Origin of the sequence: Streptomyces sp. NPDC006487, assembly GCF_042870555.1 — a bacterium.
Taxonomy (GTDB): Bacteria; Actinomycetota; Actinomycetes; order Streptomycetales; family Streptomycetaceae; genus Streptomyces.
This window is the reverse complement of record NZ_JBIAHN010000010.1, coordinates 314,878-335,819: the sequence shown is the minus strand read 5'-3', so window position 1 is coordinate 335,819 and position 20,942 is coordinate 314,878. Positions and strand designations below refer to the sequence as shown.

The following is a 20,942-nucleotide window of genomic DNA, read 5'->3' as shown; positions in this document are numbered from 1 at the left end:
GGCCGTTATCCCTTCACGGCGCCGGCGGTCATGCCGCCGACGGCCTTGCGCTGGAGGAAGACGAAGATGAGCAGCACCGGGACCGCGAAGAGCGAGGAAGCGGCCATGGTGGCGCCCCAGTCGTTGCCGAAGGCCGTCTGGAACTGGGTCAGCCACAGCGGCAGGGTCTGCGCGGTCTTGTCCTTGTGCAGGATCAGGACCATCGCGAACTCGTTCCAGGCCGTGATGAAGCCGAAGAGCGAGGTGGACATCAGGCCGGGGGCCAGCAGCGGGAAGATCACCTTGCGGAAGGCCTGCCCGCGGGTGCAGCCGTCGATCTGGGCCGCCTCCTCCAGGGTCACCGGGACCGCGGCGATGAAGCCGCGCAGGGTCCAGATGGTGAAGGGGAGGACCATCACGAAGTAGATCGCGGTCAGCACGCCGAGGTTGTTCAGCATCTCGGCATCGCGGACGATCATGTACATCGCGATGACCATGACCTCCCAGGGCGCCATCTGGGCCAGCATCACGGCGAGCACGAGGCCCTTGCGGCCCTTGAACTTCATCCGGGCGATGGCGAAGCTCGCGGCGAGGGCGACGAGCAGGGCCAGCGCGACGGCGCCGACGGTGACGATCAGGCTGTTCGTGACGTAGGTCCAGAACAGGTCGACGCCGGTGGCCTTGGTGAAGTTGTCCAGCGTCGGGGTGAAGACGAAGACGGGGTCCTTGGAGAGGATCTCGCTGGACGGCTTGAGCGCCGAGGAGAACATCCAGTAGACGGGGAAGACGAAGAGGACGGCCAGGAGCAGGGCGCCGATGTTCTTGGCGACGGCACCGGGACGGACCGGCCGGCGGTTGCGCTGCTGTGCCGTCTTCGCGGACGCGGCGGGCTTCGCGGACGGCGCGGGCTTCGGGGCGGTGGTGGTGGTCACTGCTCCTCCTCCTGCTTCAGGATCAGACGGAAGTAGAAGGACATGACGATCACGAGCATCAGGATCGTCAGGACGGAGATCGCCGCGGCCAGGCCGTAGTGGAACTGGCTCTGACCCTCGACGTAGGCGAAGACGGGCAGGATCTCGGAGCCGCGGTCGGGACCGCCGGCCTTCATCGCGTACACCTGGGTGAAGGCCTTGAAGACCCAGATCACCTCGAGGAACGTGGTGACGAGGAAGAACGACTTGAGGTTCGGGAAGACGACCTTCCAGAAGGTCTGCCAGCCGTTGGCGCCGTCCATCCGGGCCGCCTCGTACAGCTCGCCGCTGACGGTGGTCAGACCGGCGTACATGTTGAGGGCGACGAAGGGGATCGAGCCCCAGACCACCAGGACCGTCACGATCACGAGGGTGGAGAAGCCGGTGCCGAACCAGTTGTGCTGGTCGTAGCCGGAGAAGCCGAGCGTGCGCATCAGCCAGTTCATGACGCCGAACTGCTCGTCGAACAGCCACTGGAAGACGGTCACCGAGGCGACGATCGGCATGGCCCAGGCCATCACCAGCGCCATCGACAGGACCAGGCGCATCCATTTGCCGAGCTTGTTCAGCAGGATGCCGATGAGGCTGCCGATGATCATGATCAGCGCGACGTTGGCCGCGGTGAAGGCGAAGCTCCGGGCCACCACGGTCCAGAACTGCGAGTCGCCCAGCAGCTGGGTGTAGTTGTCCAGACCGGTGAACGGCGACTTCCGCTGAATGAACTCGATCTTGTCGACCTTCTGGAACGACAGGATGATGTTCTTGATCAGCGGGTACAGCAGCAGGGCGGCCATGCTGAGCACGGCCGGCCCGACCAGGAGGTAGGGCCACCACCCCGCGGGGAGCGACTTTCTGCTCTTTCTGCTCCCGCGAGGAGACGTGGACGTTTCCTTGGCACCGGCGGGCGGCGGCGTCTCGGCCACCCCTGCGGACTTCTGTGGTGCGTCCTGTGGAGCGGAGGTCGCCGCTCCCTGGGAGTGCACGGTCATGTCTGGCTTCCTCGCGGTTGACTGTGGCGACCCGCACCCGCTTCCCCGCTCGGAGCAGGCGGCTCTTACTTCCGTCAATGCGCGACCGGGGGCGCGGCGGGCGCTCGGGGCGCCCGCCGCACCCCCCGGTGCGATCACTGCTGGTACTGCGTACTTCAGGTGATGCCGGGTGTTACTTGTTGATGCGGTTCGCGATCTCGGCGTCGGCGTCCGCGCCGGCCTTGGCCGGGTCGGTGCCGTTCAGGACCTTGGTCATGAAGTCCTTGATCGGGTTCGGCTCGGTCTCGACGTTCGCCCAGCCCGCGGTCACCGGGGTGATCTTGCCGTTGGCGCCGGCCTTGGCCATGGCCTCGGCGAAGGAGCCCGCCGGCGGGGTGAAGTTCGCACCCGCCTGGTTGGGGAGCAGCGCGCCCTTGGTCTCGGCGGCGTACTTGGTCATCTGGTCCTTGCCTGCGGCGAGGGCCAGCCACTCCTTGGCGAGCTCCTTGTTCTTGGAGCGCTCGGCGATCGCCAGGTTCGAGCCGCCGAGGAACACGGTGCCCGTCTTGTCGGCGGTCTTGCCCGGGATCGGGAAGTAACCGAAGTCGGCTTCCTTGCCCGCGTCCTTCAGCGCCTTCTCCGCGCCGCCGGCCTCCCAGCCGAGACCGATCCAGGACGAGACGCCGCCCTTGGGAACGATGTCGGTGGACTGCTGCGGGGTCGCCTCGTCCTTGTCCTTCGGGGCGGTGGAGAAGGACTGGAGCTTCTTGTAGAAGTCCATCGCGGAGGCGGCCTGCGGGGTGGCGAGGCCACCCTTCCACTTGGCGCCGTCCTTGGTGGCGAGGTCGCCGCCCTCGTCCCAGATGAAGCCCGCGAGGACGTACCAGCTCTGACCGGGCAGGTAGATCGGCTGCGACTTCGGGTCGGCCGCCTTCAGCTTCTCCAGACCGGCGACCCATTCGTCGCGGGTGGTCGGCGGGGTGACGCCGGCCTTCGCGTAGGCCTTCTTGTCGTAGATGACGACGCGGTTGGCCGCGTACCACGGAGCCGAGTAGAGCTTGCCGTCCATCTCGGCCGAAGCCAGCATGCCCTTCGCCCAGGCGTCCGCGCCGAGCTTCGCCTTGTCCTTCGTCAGCTCGGCGAGGCCACCGGTGACCGCGTAACCCGCGGTCTGGGTGTTGCCGAGCTCCAGGACGTCCGGCGGGGTGTCCTCGGAGAGGGCCGTCGTGACCTTCTCCTGGATGCCCTTCCACTGCTGCGTCTCGACCTTGACCGTGACGCCGGGGTGCTTGGCCGAGAACTCGGCGTTGACCGCGTCGATCCAGGCCTTCGGCGCAGAGCCGTCCATCACCCAGACGGTGATCTCCTTGGGGCCCGCGTCGGCCTTGGCCTTGCCGTCGCCGTCGTTGCCGCACGCCGCGACTCCGGCCATCATGCCCACGACACTGACCGCCACGATGAGCTTGCGCTTCACGCCACCCTCCTCAGGGATGCTGCCTGCAACTTCCCTTGCCCGCCGCGGTGACTCAAAAAGCACCAAGTACTGCCCGTGGGGCCGGGATCCGATCCATATTGGTGTAGACCAGTAGCTGGAGCTTGGCCTAGACCTTTAGGGGTGTCAAGGGTCTAATGAGCGGGTGATCGGTCCGTTATCGGACCGACACCTGGGGGAGGGAGGAGGCCTGCCCTCCCTCCCGTGTCACGATGTGACCGCACATATCGGAGGAGCCGGTGACGGCAACGAAACTGGAGTCGGGAAGGCGGGCGGCGATGGCCACCGAAGGGGCGATCACGGAGCCGGACAGCGGGGCGGCCACCCGCACGGCACGCGTGCCCAAGTACTACCGGCTCAAGCGCCACTTGCTCGATATGACCGAAACCCTTCCACCCGGTACACCCGTACCGCCCGAGCGCACGCTCGCGGCCGAGTTCGACACCTCCCGCACCACGGTGCGACAGGCCCTCCAGGAGCTCGTCGTCGAGGGACGGCTGGAGCGGATCCAGGGCAAGGGAACCTTCGTCGCCAAGCCGAAGGTCTCCCAGCCGCTCCAACTCTCCTCGTACACCGAGGACATGAGGGCGCAGGGCCTGGAACCCACCTCCCAGCTCCTGGACATCGGCTACGTGACGGCCGACGACACCCTCGCCGGCCTCCTCAAGATCGCCACCGGCGGCCGGGTCCTGCGCATCGAACGCCTCCGCCTGGCCAGCGGGGAGCCGATGGCCATCGAGACCACGCACCTGTCGGCCAAGCGCTTCCCCGCGCTGCGCCGTTCGCTGGTCAAGTACACCTCCCTCTACACCGCCCTCGCCGAGGTGTACGACGTGCGCCTCGCCGAAGCGGAGGAGACCATCGAGACCTCGCTGGCCACCCCGCGGGAGGCCGGACTGCTCGGCACCGACGTCGGACTGCCGATGCTGCTGCTTTCCCGCCATTCGCTGGACACCGACGGGGAGCCCGTCGAGTGGGTGCGTTCCGTATACCGCGGCGATCGTTACAAGTTCGTCGCCCGACTCCAGCGCCCCGCCGTCTGATTCGTAGTTGACTCTCGTTCCGCTATACGGACGGGGGGTTACGTCCAGCGGTCGGCCCCCCGTAGATTCCCTGCGCCATTACGCAGATGATCAACGAGGGGACGAGGATCATGACGGAACCACGACCGGAAGCAACACCGCCGGAAGCAACACGGCCGGAAGCCGCACAGGCCGTACGGGACGCGGCGAGTCCGGGAACCACGCCGGGCTCGCCTTCTCCATCGGGGGGCACGTCCCCCAAGGCCGTGGCCGTGTGGGTGCTGGTCGGGCTCGTGGGGGCCATCGGCTGGGGCGTGCTGGCGCTCTCGCGCGGCGAGGAGATCTCGGCAGCCTGGCTGCTCGCCGCCGCCCTGGGTTCCTATGCGATCGGCTACCGCTTCTACGCGCGCTTCATCGCGCACCGCGTCCTGAAGGTGGACAAGACCCGCGCCACCCCCGCCGAACGCCTTGACAACGGTGTCGACTTCCACCCGACCGACCGGCGGGTGCTTTTCGGCCACCACTTCGCCGCCATCGCCGGCGCAGGACCCCTCGTGGGCCCCGTACTCGCCTCGCAGATGGGCTACCTGCCCGGCACCATCTGGATCGTCGTCGGCGTGATCTTCGCGGGCGCCGTCCAGGACATGGTCACGCTCTTCTTCTCCACCCGGCGCAACGGCCGTTCGCTCGGCCAGATGGCCCGGGACGAGATCGGCCCGGTCGGCGGCGCCGCTGCTCTGATCGGCGTCTTCGCCATCATGATCATCCTGCTGGCCGTGCTGGCCCTGGTCATCGTCAACGCGCTGGCGCACTCACCGTGGGGCGTCTTCTCCATCGGCATGACCATCCCGATCGCCCTCTTCATGGGCTTCTACCTGCGCGTCCTGCGCCCGGGCAAGGTCACCGAGGTCTCCGTCGTCGGCGTCGCGCTGCTGCTGCTCGCCATCGTCGCGGGCGGCTGGGTCGCCGAGTCCTCGCTGGCGGACACCTTCACCCTGGAGAAGGAGACGCTGGTCATCTGGATGATCGCCTACGGCTTCGTGGCGTCCGTCCTGCCGGTGTGGATGCTGCTCGCCCCGCGCGACTACCTCTCCACCTTCATGAAGGTGGGCACCATCGGACTGCTGGCCGTGGGCGTGGTCATCGCCATGCCCACGCTGAAGATGCCGGCGGTCACCGAGTTCGCCTCGCGCGGCGACGGCCCGGTCTTCGCCGGCTCGATGTTCCCGTTCGTCTTCATCACCATCGCCTGCGGAGCCCTGTCCGGCTTCCACTCCCTGGTCTCCTCGGGCACCACCCCGAAGATGATCCAGAAGGAGACCCAGGTCAGGGTCATCGGCTACGGCGCGATGCTGACCGAGTCCTTCGTGGCCATCATGGCGATCATCGCGGCCTGCATCATCGATCCCGGTCTGTACTTCGCCATCAACTCCCCCGGCGGGGTCGTCGGCGCCACCGTCGAGACGGCCTCGCAGGCGGTGACGAACTTCGGCTTCGCCATCTCCCCCGAGGCCCTCGCGCAGGCCGCGAAGGACGTCGAGGAGACCAGCCTGCTGTCCCGTACGGGCGGCGCGCCGACCTTCGCACTCGGAATGTCGGAGATCTTCTCGTCCGTGGTCGGCGGCTCCTCGATGAAGGCCTTCTGGTACCACTTCGCGATCATGTTCGAGGCCCTGTTCATCCTGACCACGGTCGACGCGGGAACCCGCGTGGGCCGGTTCATGCTCCAGGACACCCTCGGGAACGTGCACAAGTCCTTCAAGGACGTCAGCTGGAAGCCGGGCGTCTGGTTCGCCAGCGCGATCGTCGTCGGCGGCTGGGGCTACTTCCTGTGGGTCGGCGTCAAGGACCCGCTGGGCGGCATCAACCAGCTCTTCCCGCTGTTCGGCATCGCGAACCAGCTGCTCGCGGCAGTAGCCCTGGCCGTCTGCACCACCCTGCTGATCAAGTCGGGCCGGCTCAAGTGGGCCTGGGTGACGGGCGTTCCGCTGGCCTGGGACCTGGCCGTCACGCTGACCGCCAGCTACCAGAAGATCTTCTCCGACAACCCGAAGATCGGCTTCTTCGCGCAGCGGGACGTCTACCAGGACGGCATCGACGCGGGCAAGGTCCTCAAGCCCGCCAAGAACATGGACGAGATGCACACCGTCGTCACCAACGCCACGGTGGACGGCGTCCTGTCGGTGTTCTTCGCCCTGCTGATCATCATCGTGCTCGTGGACGCGGCCCGGACCTGCCTCCGGGCCATCCGCAAGCCCGAGTCGGTCACCCTTGCCGAGGTCCCCTGGACCGAGTCCAGGCTCGTCGCCCCGGCCGGGCTCATCCCGACCGCCGAGGAGCGCGCGGAGCTCGCCGCGGCCGGCCTCGACTCGGGCGGGGGCCGGGTGGAGGACCCCGTGCGGGAACCGGCGTGACGCGCCTGCGTCACGTGCTGACCCGGGCCCGGTACTTCGTACGGGAGTTCTCGGGCGAGGCGGCCTACGACCGCTACGTCGCCCACGCCCGTACGCACGACCCCGACGCCGAGGTCCAGTCGCGCCGGGCCTTCGAGCGGGCCCGTACGGACGCCCGCGAGGGCGATCCGCGCGAAGGGTTCCGCTGCTGCTGAGCCGGAGCACCCCCGGGGCCGCCGCATCACCGTCCAGCCGACGGAATGCGGCGGCCTCTTTCCTTGCCCTGTCGCACACTCGGAGCCATGGACATCATCATCAGGACGGCGACGACCGCCGAATACGAAGAGCTCGCCGAGATCACCGCACGGGCCTACCTCGACGACGGACTGCTGACCTTCGGCGAGAAGGACCCCTACCTGGGCCGGCTGCGCGACGTCGCCGGCCGCGCCCCCGACGGGGAGGTGCTCGTCGCGGAGTACGAGGGCACGCTGCTCGGCGGTGTGACCTTCGCCCCTCCCGGCAGCCCGCTGTGCGACATCGCGGGGCCCGGCGAGGCGGAGTTCCGGATGCTGGCCGTCTCCCCGGCGGCGCGCGGACGCGGCGCGGGCGAGGCCCTCGTACGGGCCTGCGTGAGCCGCGCCCGGGAGCTGGAGGGCGTGGGCCACCTGGTGCTGTCCACCACCGAGAAGATGCTCGGGGCACACCGGATCTACGACCGGCTGGGCTTCGCACGGACGCCGGAGCGGGACTGGTACCCGGTTCCGGGCCTCCCCCTGCTCACCTACCGCCTGGAGCTCTAGCGGCGCAGCGCCCACGGGGAGCGACACAACATGTGGGGGCTACCGCAAGCACCGGCCCCCACATGTATGCTCATGCTCGCTGTCGTCGCAGGGGAATCCGGTGAGAATCCGGAACTGTCCCGCAACGGTATGAAATGCACCGACTCGCTCGGCGCATCCGCAAGTCCGAGGACCTGTCGACAGTGCGCCCGGCTCGACCGAACCGGGTGCAGACACGTCCGGGCCTCGCGGTTGGGCCGGTGGACGCCACGTGGCGCACGCGCATTGCCCTGCCAGGCACGCGCTCCCCCACGTGCGCCCCCTCGCGCCCCGCACCAACGGTGTTCCCGGAGCCGAGCGAGGGAGAGCTCCCCCCGTGACCATCGCGCCTTCCGCACCGCGCGCCGAGTCCGACCCGTCCGCCTATGAGGGTCCGGGGGCCGCGCTCCTGCGCACGCTCACCGAGCTGACCGCCGATCTGCCCGACACCGACCCCGGCCGGGTCGCCGCCGCCGCGCTGCGCGGCCGCAGCGCCGCCGCCGACGAGGCGGAGCTCCGTACGCTCGCCACCGAGGCGGCCGCCGGGCTGATCTCCGAGGACCCGGCATACTCCCGCCTCGCCGCCCGCCTGCTGACGCTGGCCGTGCGCGACGAGGCCGCCGGCCAGGGCGCCACCTCCTTCTCCGGCGCCGTCGAGGTCGGCCACCGCGAGGGGCTGATCGCCGACCGCACCGCGGACTTCGTACGCCTGCACGCGAACCGGCTCGACGCCCTGGTCGACCACGCGCTCGCCGAGGGCGCGGACGACCGCTTCGGCTTCTTCGGCCTGCGCACCCTGCACAGCCGTTACCTGCTGCGCCACCCGATCACCCGCCAGGTCATCGAGACCCCGCAGTTCTTCATGCTGCGCGTGGCCTGCGGCCTCGCCGAGGCCGGCCCGGACGGCGAGGTGGGCGGCATCCAGGCCGTCGAGGAAGTGGCCTCGCTCTACCGGCTGATGAGCCGCCTCGACTACCTGCCCTCCTCCCCCACCCTCTTCAACTCCGGCACCCGGCACCCGCAGATGTCCTCCTGCTACCTGCTGGACTCCCCGCTGGACGAGCTCGACTCGATCTACGACCGCTACCACCAGATCGCGCGCCTCTCCAAGCACGCCGGCGGCATCGGCCTCTCGTACTCCCGCGTCCGCGCCCGCGGTTCGCTGATCCGCGGTACGAACGGCCACTCCAACGGCATCGTGCCGTTCCTGAAGACCCTCGACGCCTCCGTCGCCGCCGTGAACCAGGGCGGCCGCCGCAAGGGCGCCGCCGCCGTCTACCTGGAGACCTGGCACGCGGACATCGAGGAGTTCCTGGAGCTCCGCGACAACACCGGCGAGGACCAGCGCCGTACGCACAACCTGAACCTGGCCCACTGGGTGCCGGACGAGTTCATGCGCCGCGTGAACGCCGACGCCGACTGGTCGCTGTTCTCCCCGGCCGACGTCCCCGAGCTGGTCGACCTGTGGGGCGACGCGTTCGACGCGGCCTACCGCAAGGCCGAGGAGTCGGGCCTGGCCCGCAAGACCATGCCCGCCCGCGACCTGTACGGCCGGATGATGCGCACCCTCGCGCAGACCGGCCAGGGCTGGATGACCTTCAAGGACGCCTCCAACCGCACGGCGAACCAGACCGCCGAGCCGGGCACCGTCGTCCACTCCTCGAACCTCTGCACCGAGATCATCGAGGTCACCAACGACGGCGAGACGGCCGTCTGCAACCTCGGTTCGGTCAACCTCGGCGCCTTCGTCGTGGAGGGGGAGATCGACTGGGAGCGCCTGGACGAGACCGTCCGCACCGCGGTCACCTTCCTCGACCGCGTCGTGGACATCAACTTCTACCCGACCGAGCAGGCCGGCCGCTCCAACGCCCGCTGGCGCCCGGTGGGCCTGGGCGCGATGGGCCTCCAGGACGTCTTCTTCCAGCTGAAGCTGCCCTTCGACTCCCCCGAGGCGAAGGCCCTGTCCACGAAGCTCTCCGAGCGCATCATGCTCGCGGCGTACGAGGCCTCCTGCGACCTGGCCGAGCGCAGCGGCCCGCTCCCCGCGTGGGAGCAGACCCGCACCGCCCGCGGTGTCCTGCACCCGGATCACTACGACGTCGAGCTGAACTGGCCGGAGCGCTGGGACGCGCTGCGCGCCCGCGTCGCGAAGAGCGGCATGCGCAACTCCCTGCTCCTGGCCATCGCCCCGACGGCGACCATCGCCTCCATCGCGGGCGTGTACGAGTGCATCGAGCCGCAGGTCTCCAACCTGTTCAAGCGCGAGACCCTGAGCGGGGAGTTCCTCCAGGTCAACGGCTACCTGGTACAGGAGCTCAAGCGGCTCGGCGTCTGGGACGCCCAGACCCGCGAGGCGCTGCGCGAGGCCTCCGGCTCGGTCCAGGGCTTCGGCTGGATCCCGGCCGAGGTGCGCGAGCTGTACCGCACGGCGTGGGAGATCCCGCAGCGCGGCCTCATCGACATGGCGGCCGCGCGCACCCCCTTCCTGGACCAGTCGCAGTCGCTGAACCTGTTCCTGGAGACGCCCACCATCGGCAAGCTCAGCTCGATGTACGCGTACGCCTGGAAGCAGGGCCTGAAGACCACGTACTACCTGCGATCCCGCCCCGCGACGAAGATCGCCCGCGCCGCCTCCGGCAGCACGGTCCCGGCGGCCGCCACCCCGCTCCCGCAGGCCGTCGACGCCGACGCGCTGGCCTGCTCCCTTGAGAACCCCGAGTCCTGCGAGGCCTGCCAGTAATGAGTTCCACCGACAAGACGAAGAACCTGCTCGACCCGGGCTTCGAACTGACCCTCCGTCCCATGCGCTACCCGGACTTCTACGAGCGCTACCGGGACGCGATCAAGAACACCTGGACCGTCGAGGAAGTCGACCTCCACTCGGACGTCGCGGACCTCGCGAAGCTGACGCCCTCCGAGCAGCACATGATCGGCCGCCTGGTCGCGTTCTTCGCGACGGGCGACTCGATCGTCTCGAACAACCTCGTGCTGACCCTGTACAAGCACATCAACTCCCCGGAGGCGCGCCTGTACCTGTCGCGCCAGCTCTTCGAGGAGGCCGTGCACGTCCAGTTCTACCTGACGCTGCTCGACACCTACCTGCCCGATCCGGACGACCGCGCGGCCGCCTTCGACGCCGTCGAGGAGATCCCCTCGATCCGCGAGAAGGCGCAGTTCTGCTTCCGCTGGATGGACTCGGTCGAGAAGATCGACCGTCTGGAGACGGCCTCCGACCGCCGCCGCTTCCTGCTGAACCTGATCTGCTTCGCCGCGTGCATCGAAGGCCTGTTCTTCTACGGGGCGTTCGCGTACGTGTACTGGTTCCGCTCGCGCGGCCTGCTGCACGGCCTGGCGACGGGCACCAACTGGGTGTTCCGCGACGAGAGCGCCCACATGAGCTTCGCCTTCGAGGTGATCGACACGGTCCGCAAGGAGGAGCCGGAGCTCTTCGACGACGCGCTCCAGCAGCAGGTCGTCGACATGCTGAAGGAGGCCGTGGAGGCGGAGCTGCAGTTCGGCCGCGACCTGTGCGGCGACGGCCTGCCGGGCATGAACACCGAGTCGATGCGCGAGTACCTGGAGTGCGTCGCGGACCAGCGCCTGGTCCGCCTCGGCTTCGCGCCCGTCTACGGCTCGCAGAACCCGTTCACCTTCATGGAGCTCCAGGGCGTCCAGGAGCTGACGAACTTCTTCGAGCGCCGCCCGTCGGCCTACCAGGTCGCGGTCGAGGGCACGGTCGACCTGGACGAAGACTTCTAGGCCCCGTCCCCGCTTGCCGGCGTCCCCGCCCGTGGAAAGATCCACCTGGTTCACCAGGTCCTCGGGCGGGGACGCACTGCTTCCGACACAGGTGACGATCCAGGCCTTGGTCGCCAGACCGGGGACCGGGATCCGGTTCTCGGCTGACCGCGCTGTCCGCGCTGTACGCGCCGTCCTCGGCCGCTCTGACCGGCCGCACGGATCTGCCGGTCGAGGCGGCGCTCGCGCAGGGCCCCGTAGAGGGCCGGGCCCGCCAGGAGGGCGGCGACGGCGAGGACGAGGAGGGAGTCGAGGAGTGTGTTCATGAGTCCACTCTCGCCACGGCGGCCGAAACCGGACAGTGGCAGGACTGTCATGAAAGAGCGAATTACTGCCACACTGAGGACATGGTGAAGCCTTCCTCCCTCAGCAACGTCGCCGTGGCCGTGGTGAACGGGGTCACGCCCTTCGAGATGGGCATCTTCTGCGAGGTCTTCGGGGTCGACCGCAGCGGCATGGGCCTGCCGACCTACGACTTCGCCGTCTGCGCGATGGAGGACAACCCGATCACCGTGGGCGACGCCCACTACCGCCTCACGCTCCCCTACGGCCCCGAGCGGCTGGAGGAGGCGGACCTGATCTGCCTGCCCGCCGACCGCGAGGCCCCCACCCGCGTGTACCCGGAGCCGCTCCTCGAAGCCTTGCGGCGGGCCGTGGACCGGGGCGCGCGGGTGCTGAGCGTGTGCAGCGGGGCCTTCATGCTGGGCGCGGCCGGGCTGCTGGACGGCCGGCGCTGCACCACGCACTGGATGCACGCCCCGGCCCTGGCCCGCCGCTTCCCGCGGGCCCGGGTCGACCCCGACGTGCTCTACGTCGACGAAGGCCAGGTGATCACCTCGGCCGGCACCGCCTCCGGCATCGACGCGTGCCTGCACCTCGTCCGGCAGGAGCAGGGCTCCGAGGTGGCCAACACCATCGCCCGGCGGATGGTCGTACCGCCGCACCGGGACGGCGGGCAGGCGCAGTACATCCGGCGTCCGCTGCCCCGCACCTCCTGCGACACCGTGGGCGAGGTGATCGGATGGATGGCCCGCCACCTGGACGAGGAGATCACGGTCGAGCAGCTCGCGGAGCGGGCCCACATGTCCGCACGGACCTTCGCCCGCCGCTTCCTCCAGGAGACGGGGACCACTCCGTACCAGTGGGTGCTGCGCCAGCGGGTCCTGCTGGCGCAGGAGCTGCTGGAGGCCACCGACGAGACGGTGGACGCGATCGCGGGCCGCTGCGGCTTCGGTACCGCGGCCGCCCTGCGCCACCACTTCCTGCGCACGCTGAGCACCACCCCGAACGCCTTCCGCCGGGCGTTCCGGGGGCCCTCCGCGGCCTGAGGCCCCGCCGACCCCCGTCAAGCGACCGGGAACGTACCCGACCTTGATCGTTTTGCCCTAGGGTTTGCAGGTTCGCACACGACAGGGGGGTTTCCCATGACACGCACCGTCCGGACCGTCGGCCGGCACCCGGCCACGGCCGACCCGAGCGACCTCGGCTGGGACTGACGCCGCGCCGCTCCACGGGAAGGGCGCCCCGCTCCTGACCGGAGCGGGGCGCCCTTCGCGTACCGCGCGAGCCGTACCGCGCAGCGCGTACGGGGAGGTGCGGCTACGCGTTGGGAACCGTCTCGTAGCGCGCGGTGCCCTCTTCCATCTGCCGCAGCGCGTCCTTGCGGTCCCGCTTCGAGAGCCGGTCGATGTACAGGTAGCCGTACAGGTGGTCGGTCTCGTGCTGGAGGCAGCGCGCGAAGTAGCCGGTGCCCCGCACCTTGATCGGGTTGCCCTGCGCGTCCTGGCCGGTCACCTCGGCGTAGTCCGGGCGGGCCAGCGAGGCGTAGGCGGTCGGGACCGACAGGCAGCCCTCGTTCGAGTCGTCCAGGATCCGGGCGCCGGCCGGCAGCTCGACGAGCTTCGGGTTGATCACCACGCCCGTGTGACGGTTGCCGTCGTCGTCCGGGCAGTCGTAGACGAAGACCTTGGCGTCGACGCCGATCTGGTTCGCGGCGAGGCCCACGCCCTCGGCGGCCTTCTGGCTGGCGAACATGTCGTCGATCAGCTGCGCCAGCTCGTCACCGAACTCGGTGACGTCCTTGCACTCCCGGTGCAGGACAGGGTTGCCGACCACCGTGATGGGGCGGGCCGTGCCGCGCTCGCGGTGGGCGAGCTCGCGCGCCTCACAGTCCTCGGTGTCCACGACGTACCCGTCGTTCACCTCGCCGGCCACACCGACCTCGACAACGTCGTTCTCCTGCTGCGCCATGTCCGCCGTACGCCTTCCGTAATTCCACCAGTCACCGATGTGCCGGTACAGACTACGGCCCCGGCTCAGCAGACCTCTTCGAGATCCCGCCACTCCCTGCTGTCCGGGCTGTCCGCGACCCAGCCGTCGAGCAGCCCGCGCACCAGGCCCGCCGGCGCCGCGATCCCGCACTCCCGCTCGGGCACCCACAGGGATCCGGACCCCGTCGTACGGTGGCCCAGCGGGCCCGGGTGGCCCGGTTCGCTGTGGTCGTGCGGGTCCAGGTGCTCGCCGTCCCCCTCGCCGCTCGGCATCGCGCTCTCCGAGCAGGTCCGGCACAGCAGCCGCACCGAGGAGGACCAGTCCTCGGCGGCGAAGCCGGCGTCGGAGGCCAGCTGCTCCAGGGCGTTGCGGTCGGCCTCGGTGGCCGCCTCCAGGAGCACCACCCACGTCGGCACCGGGGAGGGCGCCCACAGCTCGATCTCGTCGAATACGGGGTACGAGGGCCCGGCCGCGGTGACGCGCTCGCCGTGCGGCACCCCGTCGTGCAGGACGACCTCGCCCCAGCGCCGCCCCGAGGAGGGCAGCGGGATCGACAGGACCTCCATGCGGGCCGGGTCCAGCCTGCGGCCCCAGACCACCTCGGCCTCGCCCTCGGGCGACAGCCGTACGGCCGCGCTCCCGAGCTCCATGCCGACCGGTTCGCCGTTGGCGTGCGGGCCGCCGCCCGCGCCGTGCGGGTCTCCGGGCACCTTCAGCCCGTACGCCTGCCACGCGCGGCGGGCCAGCGGCCAGTCCTGCAGCGCGGTCGCGGCGATCCCGACGTTCCACCAGTCCGGGGCGCCGGTCTCCCGGTCGAGCAGGGCCACGGCACGCAGCCCGGCGGCCCGCGCCTGCTCCCAGTCGTGGCGGAACTTGTGGAGCAGCGCCAGGTTGAACCAGGACTCGGACAGCCAGGGCTCCAGATCCGCCGCTCTGGTCAGGAGCGCACCCGCGTCCTCGTACCGACCGTCGCCGATCAGCGTGAACGCGCGGTCGGTGGCCTGCCGCCACGAGGCGGAGGGCCGATGCCGTACCTTCCCGAAGATCCTCACGATTCCCGCCTGCCGGACACTCTTGCTCGGGACACTGCTCCTGGGAACACTCTCACTGGCATCCAACCATGCCCACTCGGACGGCCGCTCATTACCCATGGGTTACCCAGGCGGGACGGGTACGACTCTGGCACGCCCGCCCCGGGCGAGCACCCTGGCAAGACATTCCACGACTTCGGGCTGGTAATCGCGCCCGGTCCCCAGGCGCAGCCGCTCCAGGGCCTCCAATGAGCCGCCCGGGTGACGGGCACCGCCGACGTGCCTGCTGAGGTCCTCGTACGCGTTGACCACGCGCACGATCCGGGCGGCGACGGGCTGCTCGCGGTACGGGTCCGCCTGCAGCTCCACCACCACCGCGACCTCGGCCGGGACCCCGGTCTGGCGGGCCACCTCCCCGCCGAGCCCGGCGATCCTGCGGGCCTCGGCCTCGGGCAGCTCGGCGGTGGCCCCGGCCGGAACCGGGTCGACGAGGGAGAGCTGCCCGATGTCGTGCATGAGGGCGGCGTACTCCAGCACCCTGAGCTCCCGCTCCGAGAGGCCCAGCTCCCGTCCCACGGCGCAGCTGAGGGCGGCGACCCGGCGGGAGTGGCCGGGCCGGGTGTAGCCGGCGATCTCGGTGGCCCGGGCGAGGGAGGTGATGGTCTGGCGGTAGGTGGTGCGGATGGCGGTGATCCGGTGGAAGGACATCTGGGTCAGGAGCAGCGGCACGCTGAAGACGGGCACCGCCCAGAGGCCGGCGACGGCGACGCCGAGGGCCATGACCACGCCCGTGGCACAGATCGCGGAGCCGATGCCCAGCTGGGCGCGGAGCTCGTCGCGGAGCAGCGGGGCGAAGGGCCAGCCGGTGCGGGCCCCGGCGAGGACGGCGCCGAGGACCGCGTCGCACAGGGCCGTGAGGCCGAGGACGAGGACCAGGAAGAGCACGAGGTACGGGCCCTGGCCCACCCATTGCTCCAGCCGCCCGGAGTTGTAGAGCGGCTGGAAGCAGACGGCGGCGAAGGTGACGGTGAGGACGCGGCGGGCCAGGTGGTCGAGGGCGGGTCCGCGGCCCCGGGCGATGTGCGGGACGATCCCGAGGAGCGCGGCCGTGACGACCACGGCGACGATCTGCAGGACCCCGTGGTGGGTGGAGGCTCCGGCGTTCTGCCCGAGCAGGGCGTACGCGAGCGCCCCCGCGGATCCGAGCGGCGCGGGCTGCTGACGGGCGGCGTCGCCGCTGTCCCGGCGGGCGAGCTCTCCGATGGTGATCAGGGTGCCGAAGGCGAGGGCGATGCCCGGCTCCTGCAGCCCGGTCCACACGGTGTGCCCGAGCGCGGCCGCGGTCAGCGCCCCGGCGGACCCGCGCACGACGGCCACGGCCCAGCGCCTCACGCGTTCGCTCCCGCGGCGGGGGCGGGCGGGGATCCTGGGGCTCCCGGCGCTTCCTTGACGGCCGCTCCGGGCTCGGCGCCGGGCCCCGGCACGCCGTGGCAGGGGTCCCCGGTCCCGGCGGCCGGCAGCGGGCTCCCGGCCGCGCGGGCCTGGACGGCGGCTCCGCCCGGGGCGGCCTGGGCGGGCAGTGCGGTCAGCGCCGCGCCGGCGGGCACGGCCTCCCGTACGGCCACCGCTTCGGCCCCCTCGGTCCCGGCGGCGGGAACCCCGTCACCGCCGGCCGGGATCACCTGGAGGTCGTCGTCCGAGGTCACCTTCGGATGCCAGCCCTGGCTGCCGATCGCGTCGACCAGCGCCCGCACCATCTCCGGGTCGAACTGGGCCCCCGCGCACCGTTCCAGCTCTGCCAGGGCCACCGGCACCGGCCGCGCCCTGCTGTACGACCGGGTCGAGGTCATCGCGTCGAAGGCGTCGGCGACCGCCACCACCCGGGCCAGCACCGGGATCTGCTCCCCGGTCAGCCCGTACGGGTAGCCGGAGCCGTCCACCCGCTCGTGGTGGTGCAGGATCGCCGCCCGCGCCTCCCCCAGGAAGCCGATGCCGCGCACCATCTCGTGTCCGTACTCGGGGTGCAGTTCGATGATCCGGCGCTCTTCGGGGGTCAGCGGTCCGTCCTTGCGCAGCAGTCGGGTCGGTACGCCGAGCTTGCCCACGTCGTGCAGGATCCCGGCGATGCGCACGACCTCGAGGCGTTCCTCGCCCATGCCCAGCTCGCGGGCGATCATCGCCGAGGCCTGGCCGACCCGCTCGCTGTGGCCCCGGGTGTAGCGGTCCTTGATGTCGACGGCCTGGACCAGCGCCCGGATGGTGGCCTGGTGGGCGGCGCGCTCGCGGTGGTACTGGGCGAAGACCCAGCAGGAGATGTACATCGGCAGCATGACGAGCAGGGCGGCCGGAAGTCCGTACGGGCTGCGCCACATGACGGCCATCATCAGCCCGGCGAGGCCGTGCACGCAGTGCGGGGCCAGGGACCGGGTCGCGAGGCCCCGCCAGGCGGTGGCGGCGGGCCTGCGTTCGGCGGCGGCCAGGATGCCGCCGTCCAGGGCGGTCAGCACCAGGCAGAAGGCGACGGCCGCGGCGGCGGCGGGGAGCATCACGTACGGGAAGTCGGCGACCCAGGCGGCCGGGCCCGCGGCGCCGTCCGGGCCCGGTGGCCCGGTCCCGCCGGAGGAGCCCGCGCCCAGTGCCCCGGGCCCGCCCAGCAGCCCGTAGAGCTGTCCGGCTGTCCAGGCGGCTATGGACTGCTGCGCCCCGTGCCAGACGCGCCGCACCCAGGCGGGCCGCGCCGTCACGGTCCCGGCGAGTCCGCCCGGCAGTGCGACGAGGGCGGCGGCGGCCGGCGGAAGGAGGAACACGGCGGCCAGCACCACCGGGAAGAAGGAGCCGAGGCCCTCGGGCACGCGGCGGCCCATGAGCGGGCAGACCTTGACGAGTTCGCAGCCGAGGTAGAGCACGGAGAGCAGGCCGACGCCGGGCCACGGGGTGGCGGAAGCGGTGACGGCGGGAGCGGCGCACGCGCAGGCGGCGATGACCGCGCACAGGACGTAGGCGCGCGCCAACGGCGGAAGTACCCGCATGGCGCTCTCCTCCCCCTGAGCCGTGCAAGTCAGGTACGAATCAAACCAGTACCCGAATGGGGAGAATAAGTGGGGCCGGGAGCGAGGTGGGCCACATTTTTGCATTGCGCCATGCGGACGCCCCCGGATTACCACCTTCGAGTGAAGGAAGTGCCCTTCCGGGGGCGGCTGTTCAAGATTGTTCAATCGGGTACTACTTCATCGGCGAACTCGGCCGACTTTCAACTTTTCAGCCCGACGCGGATCTCGGCATCGGCTCGGCGACGGCCGGTTCGGGCGGAGCGGCCGTGATGTCATGATCCGGCACGGCCTGCCCGGAACGGATGAGCTCGATCCGCCCCATCACCTTCGAGCGCAGGTCGGTCGGCACGTCGTCCGATCCGCAGCAGCGCTTGACCAGCTTCTTCACGGCCTGTTCCAGGCCGTACTTCTCCAGACAGGGATTGCACTCGCCGAAGTGCGCCTCGAACTTCGTGCAGTCGCTGTCGGGCATCTCCTGGTCCAGGAACTCATAAAGATGGTCCAGGACCTCGGAGCACTCCGTCTCGTGCGCATCTCCGCAGCTCATGAGCCCGAGCCTTTCAGGTCGTTCGACTCTCCCGCGCCGGCCGGGACGAGCCCGCGCTCACGGGCGTAGTCCTCAAGCATTCCACGGAGTTGACGGCGGCCACGGTGCAGTCGCGACATGACCGTACCGATGGGTGTACCCATGATGTCCGCGATCTCCTTGTACGCAAAGCCCTCTACGTCGGCAAGATAGACGGCGATGCGGAACTCCTCCGGAATGGCCTGGAGTGCTTCCTTCACATCCGAATCGGGCAGGTGATCGAGCGCCTGCGACTCGGCGGAACGCAGCCCCGTCGACATGTGCGACTCGGCGCGCGCCAGCTGCCAGTCCTCGATCTCCTCCGCCGCACTGCGCTGGGGTTCGCGCTGCTTCTTGCGGTAAGAGTTGATGAAGGTGTTGGTGAGAATGCGGTACAGCCACGCCTTCAGGTTGGTGCCCTCGCGGAACTGGTGGAAGGACGCGTACGCCTTCGCGTACGTCTCCTGGACCAGGTCCTCGGCGTCGGCCGGATTGCGCGTCATGCGCAGGGCGGCCGAGTACATCTGGTCGAGGTAGCCGAGGGCATCCCTCTCGAAGCGCGCATTGCGCTCCGGGGTCGTCTCCTCCGCGTGGCCTTCGTCGGTCCCGGCGACAGGACCCACCTCCTCCGACTGCGTGGCGGCTCCGAAAGCGGACCCGCTCGAATCGGAGAATAGTCGACCATCCCGGTCGTCCGCCGCCCGAACCGTGCCGCGCTTGGGCGCAGGCAGCACTGTCCAGTCCAGGTCAGCGGCCTGCGGACGGTTCTGGCTGATGACCTGGGTCATGCGTTGCCTCTCCTCCGACGTGTTCCTGTGCGTACCGACATCCGGGACAACAGACGGCCTGGGTGGCGCATTCCCCGTCGGGGCCCGGTGTGCGGACGAAAGTCATGTCGGGACCCGGTCGTAGGTCACACCGGGAGCCGCCCGAGCCACCCGGCCACCGCCCCGGTGATCACCGAGAGGGCCTCCTCCTGGGTGGGACCGGTCCTCTTCGGCACGGCGAAGCCGTGGTCCCCGCCCTCCACTTCCACCAGCTCGTACGAGGCTCCGCGCGCTCCCCGCTCCGGGAACTCCTCCGGCCGCCCGAAGGCGTCGCGGCCGCCCTGGACCACCAGCGCCGGCCGCCCGGCGCCCAGCAGCTCCTCGGCCCGGGACTTCTCCGGACGGCCCGGCGGGTGCAGCGGGAAGGCCAGCGCGAGCACCCCGGCCGCGCCCAGTTCCGCGGCGGTGCGGCAGGCCACCCGGGCCCCGGCGCTGCGGCCGCCCGCGACGACGGGCAGACCGGGCTCCGTGAAGGCGGGCCACAGGGCGGTCCAGCTCTCGTCCAGCACCTTGGGGGCGGCGGCGACCTTCTTCCCGGCGACCCGCCAGGGCTGCTCGGCCAGCGCCACGCTGATCCCCAGGGCGGGCAGGGCGGCGGCCAGGGCCTGGAGGTCCCGGGCCTCGATGCCGCCGCCGGCTCCGTGGCCCAGGGCGAGCACCAGGCGGGCCTTGTCCGCCGGGGCCGGGTGCCAGGTGACGCGGGCCTCGCCCGCCGGGGTGTCGATGGTCTCGGTGCGCTCGGCGCGCGTGCTGCTCATGCCCCCGATCATGCCGGTCGGCGGCGGCCGCCGGGGTGACGCCGGGGCCGCCGGGAGCGCCGGGTCGGCCGGGCCGCCGGGAGCGCCGACAGGGCCGGGGTGGCCGGCCGCCCCCCGGCGTCACCCCGGGGCGCACGCCGGGGCCGTCAGAAGAGCGTGCCCTCCTCGGGCCCCTCCAGTTCCTCCAGCAGCTCGGGCCCGTTGTTGCGGACGTTGCTCGCGGCCGTGGACACCGGATAGGCACGCATCAGCCCGCCGGGCGGCGGGGCCAGCAGGGCCTGGAGCTCGTCGGGGTCGGTCCGCGCCGGGTCCAGCCAGGCGTCCCACCGGTCCGGGGTGAGCATCAGCGGCATCCGGGGGTGGATGTCGGCGAGCGAGCGCGGACCCTCCGCGGGGGCGACGCCGAGCGGACCGGTTTCGGCTTCGGCGGTGATCACCGAACAGGTCACCCACCAGGCGAGCGGGTGCGCGTCGGGCAGGGTCCGGTCGCGCCAGAACTCGTATATCCCGGCCATGGCGAAGACGGAGCCGTCGGAGGGGAGGACGAAGTAGGGCTGCTTGCGCGTCCGCTTCTTCTTGCCCTCGACCTCGAGCTGCCGCTCGTCGTGGGCGGTGACCCACTCGTAGTAGCCGTCCGCCGGGATGATGCAGCGGCGCTGCGCGAAGGGGCGGCGGAAGGACGGCTTCTCGGCGATGGTCTCGGACCGGGCGTTGATCATCCGGGCGGCGCCGTCGGGATTCTGTGCCCAGGACGGGACGAGCCCCCATTTCAGGACCCGCAGCTGGCGAACCGGACGCGGGCTCGGAGCGTCTTTCAGTGGACGGTCGAGGACGACGTGGACCTCTTTCGTCGGGGCCACGTTCCAGTCGGGTGCGAGCACCTCCTCGGGCTCCCACCGCTCCACCCCGAAGACCTCGGCCAGCTCCTCCGGCCCACGACTCGCTGCATACCTTCCGCACATGGCTGCCACACTGCCATGTCACCCGATCGCCACCACA

The 20,942-nt window shown here is 70.6% G+C and carries 18 protein-coding genes and 1 riboswitch; of the genes, 7 read left to right on the top strand and 11 right to left on the bottom strand.

Annotation, left to right across the window (positions count from 1 at the left end; genetic code table 11):
• Positions 1–5: 5 nt before the first annotated feature.
• The 3 genes from ACFYM0_RS19785 to ACFYM0_RS19775 all read right to left on the bottom strand — a co-directional run bounded on the left by ACFYM0_RS19785 (position 6) and on the right by ACFYM0_RS19775 (position 3,392).
• Positions 6–797, bottom strand: a complete 792-nt coding sequence (locus tag ACFYM0_RS19785; RefSeq protein WP_388503053.1) for a carbohydrate ABC transporter permease — start codon at positions 795–797, stop codon at positions 6–8.
• Positions 798–907: 110 nt separating this feature from the next.
• The gene (locus tag ACFYM0_RS19780; RefSeq protein ID WP_388502967.1) at positions 908–1,939 is read right to left on the bottom strand and encodes a carbohydrate ABC transporter permease; all 1,032 of its coding nucleotides are present in this window, start codon (positions 1,937–1,939) and stop codon (positions 908–910) included.
• A 172-nt stretch (positions 1,940–2,111) separates the two neighbouring features.
• Complete coding sequence (locus ACFYM0_RS19775) at positions 2,112–3,392, bottom strand: extracellular solute-binding protein (protein WP_388502964.1); 1,281 nt, start codon at positions 3,390–3,392, stop codon at positions 2,112–2,114.
• A gap of 296 nt (positions 3,393–3,688) precedes the next feature.
• Here ACFYM0_RS19775 and ACFYM0_RS19770 point away from each other — a divergent pair, with 296 nt between their 5' ends.
• The 7 genes from ACFYM0_RS19770 (at position 3,689) to ACFYM0_RS19740 (ending at position 12,769) form a co-directional block, all read left to right on the top strand.
• Positions 3,689–4,453 (top strand): GntR family transcriptional regulator, encoded by a 765-nt coding sequence (locus ACFYM0_RS19770; RefSeq protein ID WP_243336098.1) that lies wholly within the window; start codon positions 3,689–3,691, stop codon positions 4,451–4,453.
• Positions 4,454–4,563: 110 nt separating this feature from the next.
• The gene (locus tag ACFYM0_RS19765; RefSeq protein ID WP_388502962.1) at positions 4,564–6,846 is read left to right on the top strand and encodes a carbon starvation CstA family protein; all 2,283 of its coding nucleotides are present in this window, start codon (positions 4,564–4,566) and stop codon (positions 6,844–6,846) included.
• Positions 6,843–7,040, top strand: a complete 198-nt coding sequence (locus tag ACFYM0_RS19760) for a CstA-like transporter-associated (seleno)protein (protein WP_388502958.1) — start codon at positions 6,843–6,845, stop codon at positions 7,038–7,040. Before ACFYM0_RS19765 ends, ACFYM0_RS19760 begins: the two co-directional genes overlap by 4 nt.
• Positions 7,041–7,127: 87 nt before the next feature.
• Positions 7,128–7,625, top strand: a complete 498-nt coding sequence (locus ACFYM0_RS19755) for a GNAT family N-acetyltransferase (RefSeq protein ID WP_388502955.1) — start codon at positions 7,128–7,130, stop codon at positions 7,623–7,625.
• Between the two features lie 91 nt (positions 7,626–7,716).
• Positions 7,717–7,799: riboswitch (cobalamin riboswitch) on the top strand.
• A 181-nt stretch (positions 7,800–7,980) separates the two neighbouring features.
• Entirely contained in the window at positions 7,981–10,383 is a 2,403-nt protein-coding gene (locus ACFYM0_RS19750; RefSeq protein WP_388502952.1) for a ribonucleoside-diphosphate reductase subunit alpha, read from the top strand.
• The gene (locus tag ACFYM0_RS19745; protein ID WP_388502949.1) at positions 10,383–11,402 is read left to right on the top strand and encodes a ribonucleotide-diphosphate reductase subunit beta; all 1,020 of its coding nucleotides are present in this window, start codon (positions 10,383–10,385) and stop codon (positions 11,400–11,402) included. The genes ACFYM0_RS19750 and ACFYM0_RS19745 overlap by 1 nt, the downstream gene beginning before the upstream one ends.
• 386 nt (positions 11,403–11,788) lie before the next feature.
• A complete protein-coding gene (locus ACFYM0_RS19740; protein ID WP_388502947.1) occupies positions 11,789–12,769 on the top strand; it encodes a helix-turn-helix domain-containing protein in 981 nt (326 codons plus the stop codon).
• Between the two features lie 271 nt (positions 12,770–13,040).
• Here ACFYM0_RS19740 and def read toward each other — a convergent pair whose 3' ends face one another.
• The 8 genes from def to ACFYM0_RS19700 form a co-directional block, all read right to left on the bottom strand.
• On the bottom strand, positions 13,041–13,691 hold the full coding sequence (gene def / locus ACFYM0_RS19735; RefSeq protein ID WP_266904664.1) for a peptide deformylase: 651 nt from the start codon (positions 13,689–13,691) through the stop codon (positions 13,041–13,043).
• Between the two features lie 65 nt (positions 13,692–13,756).
• Positions 13,757–14,764: a hypothetical protein gene (locus ACFYM0_RS19730; protein WP_327254876.1), complete on the bottom strand. Its 1,008-nt coding sequence runs from the start codon at positions 14,762–14,764 to the stop codon at positions 13,757–13,759.
• A gap of 102 nt (positions 14,765–14,866) precedes the next feature.
• The gene (locus tag ACFYM0_RS19725; protein WP_388502944.1) at positions 14,867–16,135 is read right to left on the bottom strand and encodes an HD-GYP domain-containing protein; all 1,269 of its coding nucleotides are present in this window, start codon (positions 16,133–16,135) and stop codon (positions 14,867–14,869) included.
• Positions 16,132–17,772: an HD-GYP domain-containing protein gene (locus ACFYM0_RS19720; RefSeq protein ID WP_388502942.1), complete on the bottom strand. Its 1,641-nt coding sequence runs from the start codon at positions 17,770–17,772 to the stop codon at positions 16,132–16,134. The genes ACFYM0_RS19725 and ACFYM0_RS19720 overlap by 4 nt, the downstream gene beginning before the upstream one ends.
• Before the next feature lie 229 nt (positions 17,773–18,001).
• On the bottom strand, positions 18,002–18,340 hold the full coding sequence (rsrA, locus tag ACFYM0_RS19715; protein WP_327254873.1) for a mycothiol system anti-sigma-R factor: 339 nt from the start codon (positions 18,338–18,340) through the stop codon (positions 18,002–18,004).
• Positions 18,337–18,981 (bottom strand): sigma-70 family RNA polymerase sigma factor, encoded by a 645-nt coding sequence (locus ACFYM0_RS19710; RefSeq protein ID WP_008741505.1) that lies wholly within the window; start codon positions 18,979–18,981, stop codon positions 18,337–18,339. The genes rsrA and ACFYM0_RS19710 overlap by 4 nt, the downstream gene beginning before the upstream one ends.
• A gap of 290 nt (positions 18,982–19,271) precedes the next feature.
• Positions 19,272–19,943, bottom strand: coding sequence for an alpha/beta family hydrolase (locus tag ACFYM0_RS19705; RefSeq protein ID WP_388502938.1), 672 nt, complete (start codon positions 19,941–19,943; stop codon positions 19,272–19,274).
• A gap of 146 nt (positions 19,944–20,089) precedes the next feature.
• The gene (locus ACFYM0_RS19700) at positions 20,090–20,905 is read right to left on the bottom strand and encodes an SOS response-associated peptidase (RefSeq protein ID WP_388502936.1); all 816 of its coding nucleotides are present in this window, start codon (positions 20,903–20,905) and stop codon (positions 20,090–20,092) included.
• Between the last annotated feature and the right edge of the window lie 37 nt (positions 20,906–20,942).

What these genes read in the sequence shown, in the direction of transcription:
- ACFYM0_RS19745 (WP_388502949.1), top strand. Translation starts at nt 10,383, where the DNA reads ATGAGTTCCACCGACAAGACGAAGAACCTGCTCGACCCGGGCTTCGAA.
- ACFYM0_RS19720 (WP_388502942.1), bottom strand. Translation starts at nt 17,772, where the DNA reads ATGCGGGTACTTCCGCCGTTGGCGCGCGCCTACGTCCTGTGCGCGGTC.
- ACFYM0_RS19755 (WP_388502955.1), top strand. Translation starts at nt 7,128, where the DNA reads ATGGACATCATCATCAGGACGGCGACGACCGCCGAATACGAAGAGCTC.
- ACFYM0_RS19765 (WP_388502962.1), top strand. Translation starts at nt 4,564, where the DNA reads ATGACGGAACCACGACCGGAAGCAACACCGCCGGAAGCAACACGGCCG.
- def (WP_266904664.1), bottom strand. Translation starts at nt 13,691, where the DNA reads ATGGCGCAGCAGGAGAACGACGTTGTCGAGGTCGGTGTGGCCGGCGAG.
- ACFYM0_RS19780 (WP_388502967.1), bottom strand. Translation starts at nt 1,939, where the DNA reads ATGACCGTGCACTCCCAGGGAGCGGCGACCTCCGCTCCACAGGACGCA.
- ACFYM0_RS19700 (WP_388502936.1), bottom strand. Translation starts at nt 20,905, where the DNA reads ATGTGCGGAAGGTATGCAGCGAGTCGTGGGCCGGAGGAGCTGGCCGAG.
- ACFYM0_RS19770 (WP_243336098.1), top strand. Translation starts at nt 3,689, where the DNA reads ATGGCCACCGAAGGGGCGATCACGGAGCCGGACAGCGGGGCGGCCACC.
- ACFYM0_RS19740 (WP_388502947.1), top strand. Translation starts at nt 11,789, where the DNA reads ATGGTGAAGCCTTCCTCCCTCAGCAACGTCGCCGTGGCCGTGGTGAAC.
- rsrA (WP_327254873.1), bottom strand. Translation starts at nt 18,340, where the DNA reads ATGAGCTGCGGAGATGCGCACGAGACGGAGTGCTCCGAGGTCCTGGAC.
- ACFYM0_RS19705 (WP_388502938.1), bottom strand. Translation starts at nt 19,943, where the DNA reads ATGAGCAGCACGCGCGCCGAGCGCACCGAGACCATCGACACCCCGGCG.